Source organism: Scleromatobacter humisilvae, assembly GCF_023231945.1.
Lineage (GTDB): Bacteria > Pseudomonadota > Gammaproteobacteria > Burkholderiales > Burkholderiaceae_C > Scleromatobacter > Scleromatobacter humisilvae.
The window spans coordinates 106,171-122,037 of record NZ_JAJLJH010000005.1 but is presented as its reverse complement, the minus strand read 5'-3'; the positions used below and the strand labels follow the sequence as shown (position 1 = coordinate 122,037).

The following is a 15,867-nucleotide window of genomic DNA, read 5'->3' as shown; positions in this document are numbered from 1 at the left end:
CCCCCGGCGTCAGCGATCGTCGGCGAGCGACGCGCTGTCGGGCGTCTGGTCGCGGTACGCCGGCCTGAACAGGCGGTAGAGCCACAACGCGGCGCACGCGACGCCGAGCGCGAGTTCGGCAAGCCCGATCCAGTGCTCGCGATCGGACTGGGCGCGCCCCAGCGTCCAGGCGCCGACGCCCAGCGACACCATCGCCACGACGCCCGCGCCGACGTAGCGCGTCACCAGGCCCGCCACCGGCCCGAGCGCCTGCCGCGGCGCGATGGCGACGAAGATCACGAGGAAGTAGACGATGTAGCCCAGCCAGGTCGGCATGCGCGGCTCCGCGGCGTCAGAAGCGGCCGCGGCCCGGCGGCCCGCCACGCTTCGGCGGCGGGCGCTTCGGCGTCGTCACCGCCTTCGGCAGCGGCCGGCTGACGTCGGCCAGGCGCATCACGCTCTGCACGACGTCCTCGATCGCCTCGTCCAGGCTCGAAGGCGGCTCCAGCGTCTCGATCTCGGCGAGCAGCGCCTCGGCGTCTTCCAGGTCGTCCGGATCGAACGCGGCGTAGAGGACGGCCAGCGGCTCCAGCGAATCCTGCGAATCCATGTTCATCAAGGCCGGGAACAGCTCCATCGCGGCCGAGAAGCCGGCCACCCAGGGCAGCGTGGATTCGAGCGGCTCGGCCTCGTCGTCGAGCTCGAACACCCAGGGGTCGAACCACTGGCGGCCCGCGATCGCCGTCATCAGCTCGCGGTAGCGGCGCTGCACCAGGCCCTGCAGCTCGTGCAGGCCCGGCCACTTGTCGTTGAGCGGGCGGCCGTCGATGTCCCACACGTGCTTGATCCAGGCGCCCGCCGGCACCGCGGTGGGCTGCAGCAGCACGCCGCACAGGTAGCCATCGAGCATGCTGATGTCCAGCGGCTCGAGCGGTTCGGGGATCTTGTCCAGCAGCGTCTGCAGGCGGTTCATGTCGGCTTCGGACAGCGGCGGCGGCGAAGCGGGAGAGGCGGGCGGGTTCATGGCGCGATTGTCGCCCCATGGGATCATTGCGCATGAGCCCGCCCGGCCGCCCGAAGGGCGAATACCGCAGTGCGAAGCACGAAGGCATCCCAGATATGACCGACCGCCACTTCCTCTTCATCGTTTCGAGCGCCCGCGTGCCGGGCGCCGTCGGCAACACCGAATGGCTCGCACGCGAGGCCGCACGCCACCTGCCGGACGGCGCGACCAGCACCTGGCTGCACCTGAACGGCCTCGACCTGGCCGACTTCGAGGATCGCCGCCACGACATGGGCACCTATCCGATGCCCAGCGGCGATACGCAGCGCCTGCTCGACGCCACCCTGGCCGCCACCGACCTCGTCTTCGTGACACCGCTCTACTGGTACAGCTTCCCCAACCGCCTCAAGCGCTACCTCGATCACTGGAGCGCCTGGATGCGCGTCGAGGGCCTGGCGTTCAAGGACCGCATGCGCGACAAGCGGGTGTGGGCGATCACCACCAGCGGCGACCGCGCCAGGACGCAACCGATGTTCGACAGCCTGAAGCTGTGCGCCGAATTCCTCGCGATGCAATGGCAGCCGCCGCTGTGGGGCCTGGGCGGCGCGCCGGGCGCGATCGAGAAGGATGCCGCGGCGATCGCGACGGCAGCGAACTATTTCGGTGCGCGCCGAGCCTAGTTCGGTGTTGCCCGGACGAGGCACTCCCCCTGAAATAGGGATGCGTTTCGTCGACCGGCCTCGTACATTGGATTCCGTTGTGTTGACCGATTCAAGGAGCTCTGGGAGGGGACGGAGTCGGCCAACACGCACAGTCCCAACGACGTCCTTCTCGCGAAGGACTTGAAACCCACCCTCGAGGTGGGTTTTTTTTGCCCGCCCGCGATTGATATACGCACACGGCTTGCGTAAATATACGCTCTGAGTTCAAATGCGGGCTCATGATCACGCAACAAGTCCTCCTCCGAGACGCCATGCGGCGCCTCGACATGACCCGCGACGCCTTCGCGGATCGCATCGGCAGCCGCCGGCGCGCCCTCGACAGCTGGCTGCTGCCCGACGAGTCGAACGAATTCCGGGCGATGCCGGAAGTCGCCCGGCGCTTCGTGCAGGAGATCCTGGCGAACGCCGCGCCGCGCGTCGAAGTCGCTACGCAGAGCGTATATCCTTCAGACAACCCATTGGTACCCGGGGCACCCCTGCGCCACCTTCTGTCGGTCGACCAGTTCAGCCGCGAGACGGCCGAAGACCTGTTCCGCCTGGCCGACGTGATGCAGCCGATCGCGCGCCGCCAGAAGGTCACGCGGGTGCTCGAGGGCGCGGTACTTGCCAACCTGTTCTTCGAGGCGAGCACGCGCACGCGCGTCAGCTTCGGTGCCGCGTTCTGCCGCCTCGGCGGCTCGGTGTGCGACACCACGGGCTTCACGTTCTCGTCGATGGCCAAGGGCGAGTCCATCCACGACACCAGCCGCGTGATCGCCGGCTACGCCGACGCCATCGTCGTGCGCCATCCCGAGCAGGGCGCGGTGGCGGAGTTCGCGCGCGCCACCAACGTGCCGGTGGTCAACGGCGGCGACGGGCCCGGCGAGCATCCGACGCAGGCGCTGCTCGATCTCTACACGATCCAGCGCGAGTTCTCGCGCCTGGGCAAGCGCGTGGACGGCGCGCACATCGCGCTGGTCGGCGACCTGAAGTACGGCCGCACGGTGCACTCGCTGATCAAGCTGCTCGCGCTGTACAAAGGCGTGCGCTTCACGCTGATCGCGCCGCCGTCGCTGGAGATGCCCGGGTCCATCGTCGACCGCGTCAGCCGCAACGGCAACGTCGTCGAGGTGCGCGATTCGCTGGCGAGCCTGGCCGACGCCGACATCGTCTACGCCACGCGCATCCAGAAGGAACGCTTCGCCGAGGAGTCGATCGAGGGCTACGGCGCCGCGTTCGAGATCAACCGCGCGCTGGTCGACCGCGTGTGCAAGCCCGACGTCGTCGTGATGCATCCGCTGCCGCGCGACAGCCGGTCCGGTTCGCACGACCTCAGCGCCGACCTCGATGGCGACCCGCGCCTGGCGATCTTCCGCCAGACGGACAACGGCATACCGGTGCGCATGGCGATCTTCGCCTCGCTGCTGGGCGTCGACAAGCTGGTGCAGCGGTCGATGCGCGACGCGGCGTGGACGCCGCCGGTGCACATCGGCCCCGAGGACAGCGTCCTCGACTGAGCGGCCTCAGCCGCCGACGACGCCGCAGGCCATGCGGGCCCCGCCGCCGCCGAGCGCGGCGGGGTGGTCGGAGTGGTTGTCGCCGCCGGCATGGACCATCAGCGCACGATGCTGCACGTCGGCGAGCTTGAGCCGCGGCGCGAGCACCGGCTGCATGGCCATGCCGTCGGCGCCGACATACAGCGGCGGCAGGTCGCCCAGGTGGCCGTCGCCCCAGGGCTCGCCGTGGTGCTTGGCGCCTTGCGGGTCGAAATGCCCGCCCGCCGCGCCCGCGGGCACGGCCACGCCGTCCTTCTGGGCCGGCGCGCAGCTGCCGTTCTCGTGGAAGTGGAAGCCGTGCAGGCCCGGCGGCAGGCCGGTCAGCGAGGGATAGAGCGCCAGTCCGTACGGCGTGTCGACGAGGCGCACCGTGCCGACCGCGGCGCCCGCGCCATCCGCCGTGGCGACGTTGAGCGTCACGCTGCCCTCGGCAGCCTGGGCGGAAGCGGCCAGCAGGCTGGCGCCGAACAAGACGGAAGCGACGAGAGTCTTCATGGCGGATTCCCTTGGCAGGTGGCGGACGTCGACGGCTTACCAGCTGGTCGACACGTACTTGTTGCCGGCCGCCTTGTAGCGGTCGATGGCGGCCTTCAGCTCGCCGGTCTGCTCGCAGCTGGCGCCGCACTCGGACGTCAGCGCCGCCAGCCGCGCCTGGGCCTTGGCGAGGTCGCCCTTCATCAGGCAGAGCTCGCCGGAGTATTCGAGCGTGTTGCGATGGTGCGGATCGATGCGCAGCGCCGCGTCGTAGTACTTCTCGGAGCCCGCCAGGTCGGGCGTCTTGCCCTTGCGCAGCACGAAGCCCATGAGGTTGTTCCAGTCGGCGCTGCCCGTGTCGTTGACGCGGCGCAGCTCGTCGAGCGCCGGACCCCACTGGCGCGCCGCGATCTGCGCGCGGGCCTGGCCGAGGTTGTCGGCCGGCGCGGCATGCGCCGTCGGCTTGGCGGGCGCGTCGTCCGAGGCGAACGCGAAGGACGGTGCGAAGGCGGCGGCGGCGAGCGCCAGGGCGAAGGTGTGTCGTGCGGTCATGCTGGGTTTCCTCTGGGTTGATTCGAATGGTAGGTCGGCGCCGGCGTCGGGACGATTACGGCGCATTACACGCCTCGCGCGTCACGCGCGCGGGCGCGCGGGCTTGTCGACGCTGAAGCCCTCGGCCAGCGCCTCGCGCCAATAGCCGATGAACGCCTGCACCGCGCGCGGCACCACCGGGCTGTAGGGCCGGATCGCATAGAGATGCTCGCCGAAGGCGCCGACTGGTTTCCATTGCGGCAGCACCAGCTGCAGCTTGCCGGACTGCACCGCGGCCTGGGCGCTGAAATCCGGCAGCAGCGCGATGCCCAGGCCGGCGAGCGCGGCCTCGCGCAGGGCCTCGCTGTTGTTGGCCGCGAAGACGCCGCGCACGCCGACGCTGACGCGGCCGCTCCTCGATTTCAGCGCGGCATCCGGCTCGAAGCTCCAGGTCGGCGTGTCGCCGGGGCGCAGGTAGTGCAGGCAGTCGTGCGTCGCCAGGTCGGCCGGCGTCGCGGGCGCGCCCGCGCGTCGCAGGTAGGCGCGCGAGGCGACGAGCCAGCTGCGCGTCGTGCACAGCGGCCAGGCGACGTGGGTGTCGGGTGGTGCGGCCGTGTGGCGCAGCGCGACGTCGAAGCCCTCCTGCGTCATCGCGACGAGGCGGTCCGACAGCTCCAGCTCGACGCGCACCTGCGGATAGGCGCGCAGGAAGCCGGCCAGCCGCGGCACGATCTGCTGGCGCCCGAGCGCGACCGGCGCGCTGACGCGCAGCACGCCGTGCGGCTCGCCGACGAGATCCTGCACGCCGGCGAAGCCCTGCTCGATCTGCGCGAAGGCGCCGCGCGTGGCCTCGACCAGCCGCTCGCCGGCCTCGGTCAGCCGCACGCTGCGCGTCGTGCGACGCACCAGCGGCACGCCGGCGGCGCGCTCCAGTTCGGCGACGCGCTGGCTCATCGCGGCCTTGCTCAGCCCCAGGCGCTGCGCCGCGGCTGTGAAGCTGCCGGCGCTCTGCAGCACGCCCAGGCCGTGCACGTGCGACCACAGCGATTCGATCTTGCGGGCATCCATTCTTTGTTCCGATCTTGGTCGGATCATTGTTCACCCAAACGAACAGTGAATCCAGCCCCGAGGCCTTCCCGCACGCGGCTCGAATGCCTAGACTCGTCACTCGGCATCGATTAGCCAGGAGCCCGCCATGTCCACGCCCGCCTTCTCGTCCCACACGCCCGTCGGCCATTTCATCGGCGGCGAGCACGTCGTCAACGCGGAGGCGCGCAGGCAGTCGGTCTTCAACCCGGCCACCGGCGCCGTCGCGCGCCAGCTGCACCTGGGCACGGCCGCCGACGTCGCCACCGCCGTCGCCGCCGCGACCAAGGCGTTCGAGGGCTGGGCCAACACGCCGCCGATCCGCCGGGCCCGCGTGCTCAACGCCTTTCTCGCGCTGCTCAACGAGCACCGCGACCAGCTCGCCGCGATGATCACCGCCGAGCACGGCAAGGTCTTCTCCGACGCGCAGGGCGAGGTGATGCGCGGCATCGACGTCGTCGAGTTCGCCTGCGGCATCCCGCAGCTGCTCAAGGGCGACTTCACGGACCAGGTGTCCACCGGCATCGACAACTGGACGATGCGCCAGCCGCTCGGCGTCGTCGCCGGCGTCACGCCGTTCAACTTCCCGTTCATGGTGCCGTGCTGGATGTTCCCGGTGGCGCTGGCCTGCGGCAACTGCTTCATCCTCAAGCCCAGCGAGCGCGACCCGTCGCCCAGCCTGCTGATCGCCGAACTGCTGCAACGCGCCGGGCTGCCGGACGGCGTGTTCAACGTCGTGCAGGGCGACAAGACGGTGGTCGACGCCTTGCTCACGCACGCCGACGTCAAGGCCGTGTCCTTCGTCGGCTCGACGCCGATCGCGCAATACATCTACGAGACCGGTGCGCACCACGGCAAGCGCGTGCAGGCGCTGGGCGGCGCGAAGAACCACATGGTCGTGATGCCCGACGCCGATATCGAGCAGGCCGTCGACGCGCTGGTCGGCGCGGCCTACGGCTCGGCCGGCGAGCGCTGCATGGCGATCTCGGTGGCGGTGCTGGTGGGCGACGTCGCCGACCGCCTGCTGCCCAAGCTGGCCGAGCGCGCGAAGACGCTGGTCATCGACAACGGCATGAACCCGGCCGCCGAGATGGGCCCCGTCGTCACAAAGGAGGCGCTGCAGCGCATCGAGGGCTACATCGACCTCGGCGTCAAGGAAGGCGCGAAGCTGCTCGTCGACGGCCGCGGCCACCAGGTGTCGGGCCACGAGAACGGCTTCTTCACCGGCGGCACGCTGTTCGACCACGTCACGCCGCAGATGCGCATCTACAAGGAAGAGATCTTCGGCCCGGTGCTGGCCTGCGTGCGCGTCAACGACTTCACCACCGCCGTCGACCTCGTCAACGCCCACGAGTACGGCAACGGCGTGGCCTGCTTCACGAGCGACGGCAACATCGCCCGCGAGTTCGCGCGCCGCATCCAGGTCGGCATGGTGGGCATCAACGTGCCGATCCCGGTGCCCATGGCCTGGCATGGCTTCGGCGGCTGGAAGAAGAGCCTGTTCGGCGACATGCATGCCTACGGCGAAGAGGGCGTGCGCTTCTACACGAAGCAGAAGAGCGTGATGCAGCGCTGGCCCGCGTCGATCGGCAAGGGCGCCGAGTTCGCGATGCCCACGTCGAAGTAGTCAGCTGCGCGCGCGCAGCTCGCGCACGCCGCGGCCCAGCTTGCGCCGCAGCAGCGTGCGCAGCGTCACGCCGTCGGCGTAGCCGATTTGGGCGGCGATGCGGTCGACGCTGTCCGAGCCGGTGCGCAGCAGGTGCACGGCCCGCTCGATGCGCAGGTCCTGGAAGTACGACAGCGGCGACTTGCCCAGCACGCCGCGCAGCCGGCGCGCCAGCGTGCGCTCGCTGGCGCCGACCGAGCGCGCGGCCTCGCCCAGCGAGAAGCCGTTGGCCAGGTTCTGGCGCGCCCAGGCCTCGAAGCGCTCGACCACGGGATCGGCGTGCGCGAGGTGGTCGGGAATGACGAACTCGGCCTGCGATCCGCGCGCCTCGACCAGCAGGTAGCGCGCGGCCAGCGCCGCGAGCGCCGGGCTTCGGCTGCGCACCACGCCCAACGCGAGGTCGAGATGGGCCAGCGCCGCGCCCGCCGTCGTGACGCCGTCGGCGTTGACCAGCATGCGCGACTCGTCGAGCGTGACGCGCGGATAGCGCTGGCGGAACAGCGGCGCCAGCCACCACGAGGTCGTGGCGCGCTGGCCGTCCAGGAGCGCGCTCTCGGCCAGCACGAAAGTGCCGGTGCAGGCGGCGCCGGTGGACGCGCCGCCTTGCGACCAGCGCCGCAGCACGGCGCCTGCGTCGCGCACGTCAGGCAGCGCCAGCCGGGCCGCCAGCGCGTCGGGCATCTTGGCGCCGAGCGCCGGCACCAGCACGATGTCGGGCACCGGCACGGCGTCGGCCGGCTTCACCGGCACGACCAGGCCCTGCGCCGTGCGCACGCGGCGACGCACGCCCACCAGCGTCAACACGACGGGCGGCGGTGCGTCGGGCAGGGTCGGCGCAAGCTCGTTGGCCGTGGTCAGCGTGTCGGTCAACGCGGCGAGTCCGAGATCGAACACGCCGTCGAGCACGAGCAGGTGGATTCGCATGGCTGGAATGATATCAACGTTGTCGTTCTCGCCACTCGCTATCGAGCCTGGCGACGCCCACACTGCGGTCTCGTTCAATCCAACCCACCCCGAAGGAACCTGCATCATGGTCAAGCTCGCCCTGTTCGTCCGCCTCGAAGCCAAGCCCGGCATGGAGGCCGCGGTCGCCGACTTCCTCGCCGGCGCGCTGCCGCTCGCCAACGCCGAGTCCGGCACGACCGCCTGGTTCGCGCTCAAGTTCGGCCCGTCCACGTTCGGCGTCTTCGACGCCTTCCAGGACGAGGCCGGCCGCTCGGCGCACCTGAACGGCCCGATCGCCGCCGCGCTGATGGCCAACGCCGACAAGCTGCTCAGCGAGGCGCCGAAGATCGAGCGCGTCGACCTGCTGGCGGCCAAGCTGCCCTGAGCGCGGCGTCTTCGCGTCTAATGCGGCGATGACCGATTCGCCGCCCCGCGTCCTGCTGATCACCGGCGCCAGCCGCGGCATCGGTGCCGCGTGCGCGCTGCGCGCGGCGCAGGCCGGCTGGGATGTCGGCGTCAACTTCCACCGGGACGAGGCCTCGGCCGAACAGGTCGCCGCACAGGTCCGCGCGCTCGGCCGGCGCGCCTGCGCGCTGCGGGCCGACGTGGCCCGCGAGGGCGAGATCGAGGCGATGTTCCAGCGGCTCGACGCCGAGCTCGGGCCGCTGGGCGGGCTCGTCAACAACGCGGGCATCGTCGACGTGGCCGCGCGCGTGGACGAGATGTCCGCCGCGCGCATCGCGCGCCTGTTCAACGTCAACGTCGTCGGCGCGTTCGTGTGCGCGCGCGAGGCCGTGCGCCGCATGAGCACGCGCCACGGCGGACGCGGCGGCGTGATCGTCAACCTGTCGTCGGCCGCGGCACGCCTGGGCTCGCCAGGCATCTACGTGGACTACGCCGCGAGCAAGGCGGCGATCGACAACCTCACGCTGGGCCTCGCGCGCGAGGTCGCCGACGAGGGCATCCGCGTCAACGGCGTGCGTCCCGGCATCATCGCAACAGACATCCACGCCGCCAGCGGCATGCTGCAGCGGGCGCAGGCGGCGGTCGACGCGATCCCGATGAAGCGCTTGGGCACGGCCGACGAGGTCGCCCAGGCCGTCGCGTTCCTGCTGTCGGACGCCGCCGGCTACATGACGGGCGCGACGCTCGACGTCACCGGCGGACGCTGAGTCATTCACGGTTCGCGGCCGGAAAACGCGGCAATGCCGGACGTTGCGCGGCTTTTAGAGTCATCTCCCTGTGAGATGCATCACGTGGACCCCGGAAGACATAGGTCAGACCCTATCGGAACACCGTCAACATGGCCCACATAATCCGCCGGTCGGTGGGTTAGGGGAAAAAACCATGAAGTCGATTCGCAGCATTGCGGCCATCGCGGCCGCGTTGGTCCTGGGACTGGGCTCGACCGCGGCGTCCGCCGGGGTCCTCAACATCAACTTCGGTGCCGAGGACAACGCGCAGCGCGAGGCCTTCAAGACACTGGTCAACGACTTCCACACGGCCAATCCCGACGTCGACGTCCACCTGACGATCCAGGACCAGCCCACGTACCGCAAGGCCCTGCCCGCGTCGCTCGACACCGACAACGCGCCCGACGTCTTCAACTGGTTCGCCGGCGACCAGATGCGCATGATGGCGCAACGCGGCGAGCTCGACGACCTGAGCGACCTGTGGAAGGCCAACACCTGGTGGAACACGTTCCCCAGCTCGGCCATCACGGTCGGCGGCAAGCAGGTCGCGCTGCCCTACCAGTACTACCCGTGGGGCCTGTTCACGCGCCGCGACGTGCTCGAGCGTGCCGGCATCCACGAGGCGCCGCACGACCTCAGCGCGATCCTGGCGGCCTGCTCCAAGCTGCGCAAGGCCGGCTTCACGCCGATCGCCCTCAACGGCAAGGACGGCTGGGCGCTGGCCGCGTGGTTCGACTTCATCGACATGCGCGCCAACGGCTACGAGTACCACCAGCAGCTGCTCGATGGCAAGGTGTCGTACAACGAGAGCAACGTGCGCCGCGCGTTCGCGATGTGGAAGCAGCTGATCGACGCCAAGTGCTTCGACCCCAACGCGCTGGCCGTGGACGAACACGCCGCCAAGGCCGACCTGTACGGCGGCCGTGCCGGCATGATCCTGATGGGCACCGTCGTCAGCGCGAGCTTCCCCGAGATCGTGCGTCCGGTGATCGACTACGAACGCTTCCCGGCCATCGACAGCGGCCAGGCCGCTTCCGAGGCCGCGCCGACCGACACCTTCCACGTGGCCTCGCGCGCCAAGAACAAGGCCGACGCGCGCCGCTTCCTGAAGTTCGCCGGCAGCAGCGCGGCCAACGCCAAGCTCGCCAAGTCCCTCGGCTCGTTCCCCACCAACAAGTTCGCGCCGGTGGCGGGCACGGTGCTCGACCTCGCGTCGTACAAGGTGCTGACCGACGCCAAGAACAACCTCGTGCAGGGCTTCGACCGCGACGTCCCGGCCGACATGGCCGCCGCCGGCATCAAGGGCTTCCAGGAGTTCTTCGCCAAGCCCGCCGACATGTACGCGGTGATGAACCGCCTCGACGCCGTGCGCGGCACCGCCTACGCCGTGGTGGCCGACACGCCGGCCGCGCCGGCCAAGGGCCGCAAGAACTGAGAACCCGTCGACGAGCCTGCTGACAGAACGTTGTCAGCAGCGCCCGGGCAGCATGGCAGCCTCTTCAACGAAAGGACTGCCATGACCCGCAACGCCCTCAACTGGTTCGAGATCCCCGTCGCCGACATCGACCGCGCGCAGCGCTTCTACGAGACGCTGCTGGCCCGCTCGCTGCGCCGCGAGCAGGCGGGCCCGCAGACGCTGGCCATCTTTCCGTACGAGGTCGGCCAGGGCGTCGGCGGCATGCTCAAGCAGGACGCCGCCGCGCCCGCGTCCGGCGCGAACGCCACGCTGGTCTACCTCGACGCCAGTCCGTCGCTGGACGCCGTGCTCTCGCGCGCCAGCGAACTCGGTGCGCGCCTCCTGCAGCCCAGGATGGAATTGCCGAACGGCAACGGCTTCACCGCCCACATCGCCGACACCGAGGGCAACCGCATCGGCCTTCACGCGATGGCGGCCTGAGCGTCCTACACTCGGCCCATGCGTCGTGCCGACCGTCTCTTCCGAATCGTGCAGCTGCTGCGGGGCCGGCGGTTGTCGACCGCCGCGTGGATCGCGGAGAAGCTCGAGGTCTCCGCGCGCACCGTCTATCGCGACGTGGCCGACCTGCAGGCGCAGGGCGTGCCGATCGACGGCGAGGCGGGCGTCGGCTACCGGCTCACGGGCGGCTTCGACCTGCCCCCGCTGATGTTCACGACACTCGAGGCGCAGGCGCTGGTCGCCGCGGTGCGGCTGGCGCAAAGCCGGCTCGATCGCGAGCTCGCGCTGGCCGCCGAGGACGCGCTGGGCAAGATCATCGGCGTGCTGCCGCCAGCGGCGCGCGCCGCGGCCGAGGCGCTGCCCTTGTACGCGGCGCCGTGGGCCAAGGACCCCGTGAGCATCGAGCGGCTGGGCGTGCTGCGCGAGGCAGCGTCGATGCGCCGGCGCATCCGATTCGACTACGAGGACGCCCAAGGCGCGGCCACCTCGCGCATCGCGCGGCCGCTGGGCTGCTACAACTGGGAAGCCGTCTGGACGCTGGCCGCGTGGTGCGAGCACCGCACGGCGTTCCGCAGCTTCCGCATCGACCGCATGCGCACGCTGGACGTGCTGGACGAGGTCTACCGAGACGAGCCCGGCCGCACGCTGCCGGACTTCCTGCGCCAGGTGAGGCGAGAGTGGCCGGCGCGGGCCTCGTCCCCCTAGCCCGATTCGTCGGCTGACGGCAAAGGGCTTGCGTGGCGGCGGGTCACGCCGCAGCACCTAGACTGCACGCATGCCCCTGACCCACCTGCTGCTCGCCCTGGCCGTCGTCGCGATCTGGGGCACGAACTTCGTCGTCATCCGCCTGGGCCTCGATGCCTTCGCGCCCTACACCTTCGCGGCGCTGCGCTACACCTTCTCGTTCCTGCCGTTCATCTTCTTCATCCCGAAGCCGGCGATGAGCTGGAGCAAGCTGGCGGCCTTCGGCGTGCTGATCGGCGTCGGCCAGTTCGGGCTGCTGTTCTGGGCGATGCGCTCGGACATCTCGCCTGGCCTCGCGTCGCTGGTGATCCAGTCGCAGGTGTTCTTCACCATCGGGCTGTCGGCGCTGCTGTATCGCGACCGCCTGAAGATGCTGCAGTGGCCCGCGTTCGCGCTGGCCGTCGGCGGGCTCGCGATCGTCGCCTCGCACGTGTCGACCCAGGCCGGCGTGACGGCGTTCGGCGTGACGCTGGTCATCGGCGCGGCCGTCGCGTGGTCGCTGTGCAACCTGATCGCGCGCGCGGCCGGACGCGTCGATGCGCTCGGCTTCATGGTCTGGTCGAGCCCGTTCGCGGCGGTGCCGCTGTGGCTCATCGCGCTGCTGCAGAACGGCACGCAGCCCGTCGCCGACTCGCTGGCGCACGCCGGCTGGGTGGCCTGGCTCGCGGTGGCGTGGCAGGCGATCGGCAACACGCTGTTCGGCTACGGCGTGTGGAACTGGCTGCTCGCGCGCCACAGCCCGTCGGCCGTCACGCCCACCGCGCTGCTGGTGCCGGTGTTCGGCATGACGGCCTCCGCGCTGGCGCTGCACGAAGGGCTGCCGCCGTGGAAGCTCGGCGCCGCGGCGCTGGTGATGGGCGGCCTGGCCGTCAACCTGCTCGCGACACGGCGCAGGGCCTGATCAGGCGATCGCCACGCCCAGCTTGCCGGCCCAGTGGCGGGTCAGCGGCGTCACCGGCTTGGCCAGGCAGCGTTCGTTGAGCAGCGCGCGGCCGATGTGCGGCAGCTTGCTGGCGGCGGCGACGTTCATCAGCGTCTGGGCGACGAGGTCGCGCCGCACGTGGCTGCCGCCCAGCCGCGCCGCGGATTCGTGCACGAGGTAGAGGCCGCGCACGGCGGCGTCGTGCTCGCCGCGGTCCGCCGCCAGCAGCGCGCGCATGAGCGGCAGGCCGAGGTCGCGCGCGACCGCGTGGTTGCTGCGCGCACCTTCCTCGGCGCGCATCACGCGCTCGGCGCAGCGCGCGACCCAACCCTCGGCCTGCGCGCGCTCGCCGGCGCCCAGCATCGCGAGCACCACGTGCCAGTCGGTGAACGCGTGGACGCCGGCCTGCTCGGGCTCGGGCGACCAGCGCTGCAGCAGGTCCTTGAACAGCGCGTCGACCTCGACGTCCATCACACGCAGTCGCCAGTACAGCGCCGCGGCGTCCACGCACTGCAGGCCGTGCGTCAGCGCGGCGCCCGACAGGTGCGTGTCGATCAGGCGCAGCGCGCCGGTGACGTCGAGCGCCTCCAGCCGGAACAGCGCGAGATGCCACCACAGATGGCTCGCGAAGCGCGTGCCGTCGGTCCAGCCGGCCTGCTGCTGGCGCAGCCAGATCGCGCCGTCGTCGAAGCGGCCCTGCATCTCCATCGCGTGCGTGACGGCGTGCACGGCCCACGGGACGCGCGCCGGCGCGTCGGCACGCTGCTCCTGCGCGAGCGCGATCGCGCGCCGGCCGAGATCCTCGGCCAGCGCCAGCTGGTGGCCTTCGGCGAGGCCGAAGGCGTAAAGCCCCAGCACGCACGGGAACAGCGGGTCGGCGTCGTCCCACTCCGGCAGGGCGCGGGCCGGGCGCAGCCGCATGCTGGCCGAATCGCCGCGCGCGTGATCCCACTGGTGCGCCCAGTGCAGCGCGAGCGCGTCGCGCGGATGCTCCAGCAGCAGGTCGTCCCAGATGCGCAGCGCCGCCGCCACGCGGCCTTCCTGCAGGCGCGTCAAGGCCTCGAGGTGCGCGCGCTCGCGCGCGGTCGCGCGGGACGCGAGCGCGCCCGCGGACGCGAGCAGCTCGCGCGCGGCGGCGCGGTCGTCCGGCTGGTTCAGGCCGAGCCGGAAGCCGGCGTCGAGCAGCAGCGGCAGGGCCCAGCCGGCGTCGGCCTCGCGCGCGGCCTGCAGCGCGAGACGCGGCGTGTCGGCGAAGGTCATCATCTGCCACAGCGCCTCGTCCGCGCGGTCGGCGGCCGCGCGCGACGCGGTTCCCAGACGCAGTCCGCGCGAGTCCCGCAGGGTCTCGGCAGACGCGTTCGTCATGCGACGGCCGCTCCGCAAAAGCAGCGCCGCCACGCTGGCGCGCGAGGGCAGGCGGCCGTGGCGGCGGGTCGCATCAGTCCTGCAGGCTCAAGGTCTCGGGCAGGCCGAGGTGCAGGTTCATCGTCTGCACCGCGGCGCCGGACGCGCCCTTGCCGAGATTGTCGATGCGCGCCATCAGCAGCACCTGCCCGGCACCGGCGAAGACGAACAGGTCGGCGCGCTGCGTGTCGTTGCAGGCCTGGACGTCGAACGAGCCCTCGGCGATCACCGCCGGATCGGACAGCGGCATCACGTTGACGAACGGCTCGCCGGCGTAGCGCTCGGCGAGCGTGGCGTGCACCTTCGCGGCGTCGGTGTCCGCGGCGAACTGGTTCAGGTGGAACGGGATGCTGACCGCCAGGCCCTTGTAGAAGTTGCCCACGATGGGCATGAAGACCGGCGCGCGCGTCAGCTTCGAGCACGTCTTCATCTCGGGGATGTGCTTGTGCGCGAGGCCCAGCGCGTACGGGCGCGGCGCGCTCAGCGCGGCGTCGACCTGGCGCTCGCCGTCCATCTGGCGCGCATGCCAGCCCTGGTACTGCTCGATCATCTTCTTGCCGCCGCCCGAGTAGCCGGTGATGGACGTCGCCGTGACGTTGGCGTCGACCGCGACCAGCCCCGCGTCGACCAGCGGTCGCATCAGCAGGATGAACGCGGTGGCGTGGCAGCCCGGGTTGGCGATGCGCTTGGCCGTGCGCAGCGCCTCGCGCTGGCCGGGCGCGAGCTCGGGCAGGCCGTAGACCCAGCTCGGGTCGGTGCGGTGCGCGGTGCTGGCGTCGATCAGGCAGGTGTCCGGGTTGGTGATCATCTTCGCGGCGGCGCGCGAGGCCTCGTCGGGCAGGCACAGGAACGCGACGTCCGCGGCGTTGAGCAGGCGCGCGCGCTCGGCGTCGTCCTTGCGCAGCTCGGGCGAGATGCGCAGCAGCTCGAGGTCGGGGCGGGCGGCGAGCATCTCGTGGATGCGCAATCCGGTCGTGCCTTCCTGGCCGTCGACGTAGACGCGGAACTTCTTGGGGGCGGTGCTCATGGCTTGAAATCTCCGGGTGCCGGGGGCCGTCGGGCCCGACGCGGCAGAATCGATGTGCCGCAGCGAAGCGGTCATTCAAGGCGAAGCATAAGGCAATGACATTACACGATCCCTGCCGCGCAGAAGTGCCCCGCCTGCACGTGCTGGTGCTGCCGGGCTGGCAGAACTCCGGTCCGCGCCACTGGCAGAGCCGCTGGGAGGCGCTGTACAGCGACGTCCGGGTCGAGCAGAGCGACTGGATGCACCCGCTGCGCGGCGACTGGATGATGCGGCTGGACGAGGCGATCGGCGAGCTCGAGGCCCGCGAGGAATCGCCGCAGGTCGCGCTGGTCGCGCACAGCCTCGGCTGCCAGCTGACCGCCGGCTGGGCCGCGCATTCGCGCAAGACGGGCCGCGTGCGTGCCGCGCTGCTGGTGGCCCCGCCCGACGTCGAGCGCGACGAGGTGCGCGGCGTGCTGCACTCGTTCACGCCCATCGTCCGGCAGCGGCTGCCGTTCCCGTCGCTGGCCGTCATCAGCACGGACGATCCGTTCTGCGCGCTCGACCGGGCGCGCGGCATGGCCATCGACTGGGGCTCGCAGGTGCTGGAGGTGCGAGGGCGCGGCCACCTGAACGCCGATTCCGGCCTCGGCGACTGGCCCGAAGGACGACAGCTGCTGGCCGATCTGCTGCGCAATCCTGCCGCCGGCAACTAGCTCCGCTGTTTTTCTCGGGGACAATC

General features: G+C 71.0%; 18 protein-coding genes. 10 read left to right on the top strand and 8 right to left on the bottom strand.

The genetic code is table 11. The annotated features are described in order from the left end of the window. Positions 1 to 9: 9 nt before the first annotated feature. Together LPC04_RS18040 and LPC04_RS18035 are read right to left on the bottom strand one after the other, a co-directional pair. Positions 10 to 315, bottom strand: coding sequence for a hypothetical protein (locus LPC04_RS18040; protein WP_275683652.1), 306 nt, complete (start codon positions 313 to 315; stop codon positions 10 to 12). 16 nt (positions 316 to 331) lie between these two features. After that, on the bottom strand, positions 332 to 1,003 hold the full coding sequence (locus tag LPC04_RS18035; protein WP_275683651.1) for a YecA/YgfB family protein: 672 nt from the start codon (positions 1,001 to 1,003) through the stop codon (positions 332 to 334). 95 nt (positions 1,004 to 1,098) lie between these two features. Between LPC04_RS18035 and LPC04_RS18030 the strand changes: the two genes are divergently transcribed. Further along, a complete protein-coding gene (locus LPC04_RS18030; RefSeq protein ID WP_275683650.1) occupies positions 1,099 to 1,662 on the top strand; it encodes a flavodoxin family protein in 564 nt (187 codons plus the stop codon). Between the two features lie 260 nt (positions 1,663 to 1,922). Next, positions 1,923 to 3,200: an aspartate carbamoyltransferase gene (locus tag LPC04_RS18025; RefSeq protein WP_275683649.1), complete on the top strand. Its 1,278-nt coding sequence runs from the start codon at positions 1,923 to 1,925 to the stop codon at positions 3,198 to 3,200. A gap of 6 nt (positions 3,201 to 3,206) precedes the next feature. On the opposite strand, the gene sodC is transcribed toward LPC04_RS18025, so the two are convergent. The 3 genes from sodC to LPC04_RS18010 all read right to left on the bottom strand — a co-directional run bounded on the left by sodC (position 3,207) and on the right by LPC04_RS18010 (position 5,312). Continuing rightward, the gene (sodC, locus tag LPC04_RS18020) at positions 3,207 to 3,734 is read right to left on the bottom strand and encodes a superoxide dismutase [Cu-Zn] SodC (protein WP_275683648.1); all 528 of its coding nucleotides are present in this window, start codon (positions 3,732 to 3,734) and stop codon (positions 3,207 to 3,209) included. A gap of 36 nt (positions 3,735 to 3,770) precedes the next feature. Further along, a complete protein-coding gene (locus LPC04_RS18015) occupies positions 3,771 to 4,265 on the bottom strand; it encodes a tetratricopeptide repeat protein (RefSeq protein ID WP_275683647.1) in 495 nt (164 codons plus the stop codon). A gap of 81 nt (positions 4,266 to 4,346) precedes the next feature. Continuing rightward, the gene (locus LPC04_RS18010; RefSeq protein ID WP_275683646.1) at positions 4,347 to 5,312 is read right to left on the bottom strand and encodes a LysR family transcriptional regulator; all 966 of its coding nucleotides are present in this window, start codon (positions 5,310 to 5,312) and stop codon (positions 4,347 to 4,349) included. A 127-nt stretch (positions 5,313 to 5,439) separates the two neighbouring features. Between LPC04_RS18010 and LPC04_RS18005 the strand changes: the two genes are divergently transcribed. Continuing rightward, positions 5,440 to 6,957, top strand: a complete 1,518-nt coding sequence (locus LPC04_RS18005; RefSeq protein ID WP_275683645.1) for a CoA-acylating methylmalonate-semialdehyde dehydrogenase — start codon at positions 5,440 to 5,442, stop codon at positions 6,955 to 6,957. Here LPC04_RS18005 and LPC04_RS18000 read toward each other — a convergent pair whose 3' ends face one another. After that, positions 6,958 to 7,920 carry a GlxA family transcriptional regulator gene (locus tag LPC04_RS18000; RefSeq protein WP_275683644.1) on the bottom strand — a complete coding sequence of 321 codons (963 nt, stop codon included), beginning with the start codon at positions 7,918 to 7,920 and terminating at the stop codon, positions 6,958 to 6,960. It abuts the gene before it with no gap. Positions 7,921 to 8,026: 106 nt separating this feature from the next. Between LPC04_RS18000 and LPC04_RS17995 the strand changes: the two genes are divergently transcribed. The 6 genes from LPC04_RS17995 to LPC04_RS17970 all read left to right on the top strand — a co-directional run bounded on the left by LPC04_RS17995 (position 8,027) and on the right by LPC04_RS17970 (position 12,694). Next, a complete protein-coding gene (locus LPC04_RS17995) occupies positions 8,027 to 8,326 on the top strand; it encodes a putative quinol monooxygenase (protein ID WP_275683643.1) in 300 nt (99 codons plus the stop codon). A gap of 28 nt (positions 8,327 to 8,354) precedes the next feature. After that, a complete protein-coding gene (locus LPC04_RS17990) occupies positions 8,355 to 9,113 on the top strand; it encodes an SDR family oxidoreductase (RefSeq protein ID WP_275683642.1) in 759 nt (252 codons plus the stop codon). Positions 9,114 to 9,288: 175 nt separating this feature from the next. Then, positions 9,289 to 10,569 (top strand): ABC transporter substrate-binding protein, encoded by a 1,281-nt coding sequence (locus tag LPC04_RS17985; protein WP_275683641.1) that lies wholly within the window; start codon positions 9,289 to 9,291, stop codon positions 10,567 to 10,569. 81 nt (positions 10,570 to 10,650) lie between these two features. Continuing rightward, positions 10,651 to 11,031, top strand: a complete 381-nt coding sequence (locus LPC04_RS17980; RefSeq protein WP_275683640.1) for a VOC family protein — start codon at positions 10,651 to 10,653, stop codon at positions 11,029 to 11,031. 18 nt (positions 11,032 to 11,049) lie between these two features. Then, the gene (locus LPC04_RS17975; protein WP_275683639.1) at positions 11,050 to 11,754 is read left to right on the top strand and encodes a helix-turn-helix transcriptional regulator; all 705 of its coding nucleotides are present in this window, start codon (positions 11,050 to 11,052) and stop codon (positions 11,752 to 11,754) included. 70 nt (positions 11,755 to 11,824) lie between these two features. After that, the gene (locus LPC04_RS17970; protein WP_275683638.1) at positions 11,825 to 12,694 is read left to right on the top strand and encodes an EamA family transporter; all 870 of its coding nucleotides are present in this window, start codon (positions 11,825 to 11,827) and stop codon (positions 12,692 to 12,694) included. On the opposite strand, the gene LPC04_RS17965 is transcribed toward LPC04_RS17970, so the two are convergent. After that, positions 12,695 to 14,080, bottom strand: coding sequence for a tetratricopeptide repeat protein (locus LPC04_RS17965; RefSeq protein WP_275683637.1), 1,386 nt, complete (start codon positions 14,078 to 14,080; stop codon positions 12,695 to 12,697). Positions 14,081 to 14,153: 73 nt separating this feature from the next. Continuing rightward, positions 14,154 to 15,146 carry an N-acetyl-gamma-glutamyl-phosphate reductase gene (gene argC, locus LPC04_RS17960; protein WP_275683636.1) on the bottom strand — a complete coding sequence of 331 codons (993 nt, stop codon included), beginning with the start codon at positions 15,144 to 15,146 and terminating at the stop codon, positions 14,154 to 14,156. Between the two features lie 125 nt (positions 15,147 to 15,271). On the opposite strand from argC, the gene LPC04_RS17955 reads away from it, so the two are divergent. Further along, a complete protein-coding gene (locus LPC04_RS17955; RefSeq protein WP_275683635.1) occupies positions 15,272 to 15,841 on the top strand; it encodes an RBBP9/YdeN family alpha/beta hydrolase in 570 nt (189 codons plus the stop codon). The last annotated feature ends 26 nt before the right edge of the window (positions 15,842 to 15,867 follow it).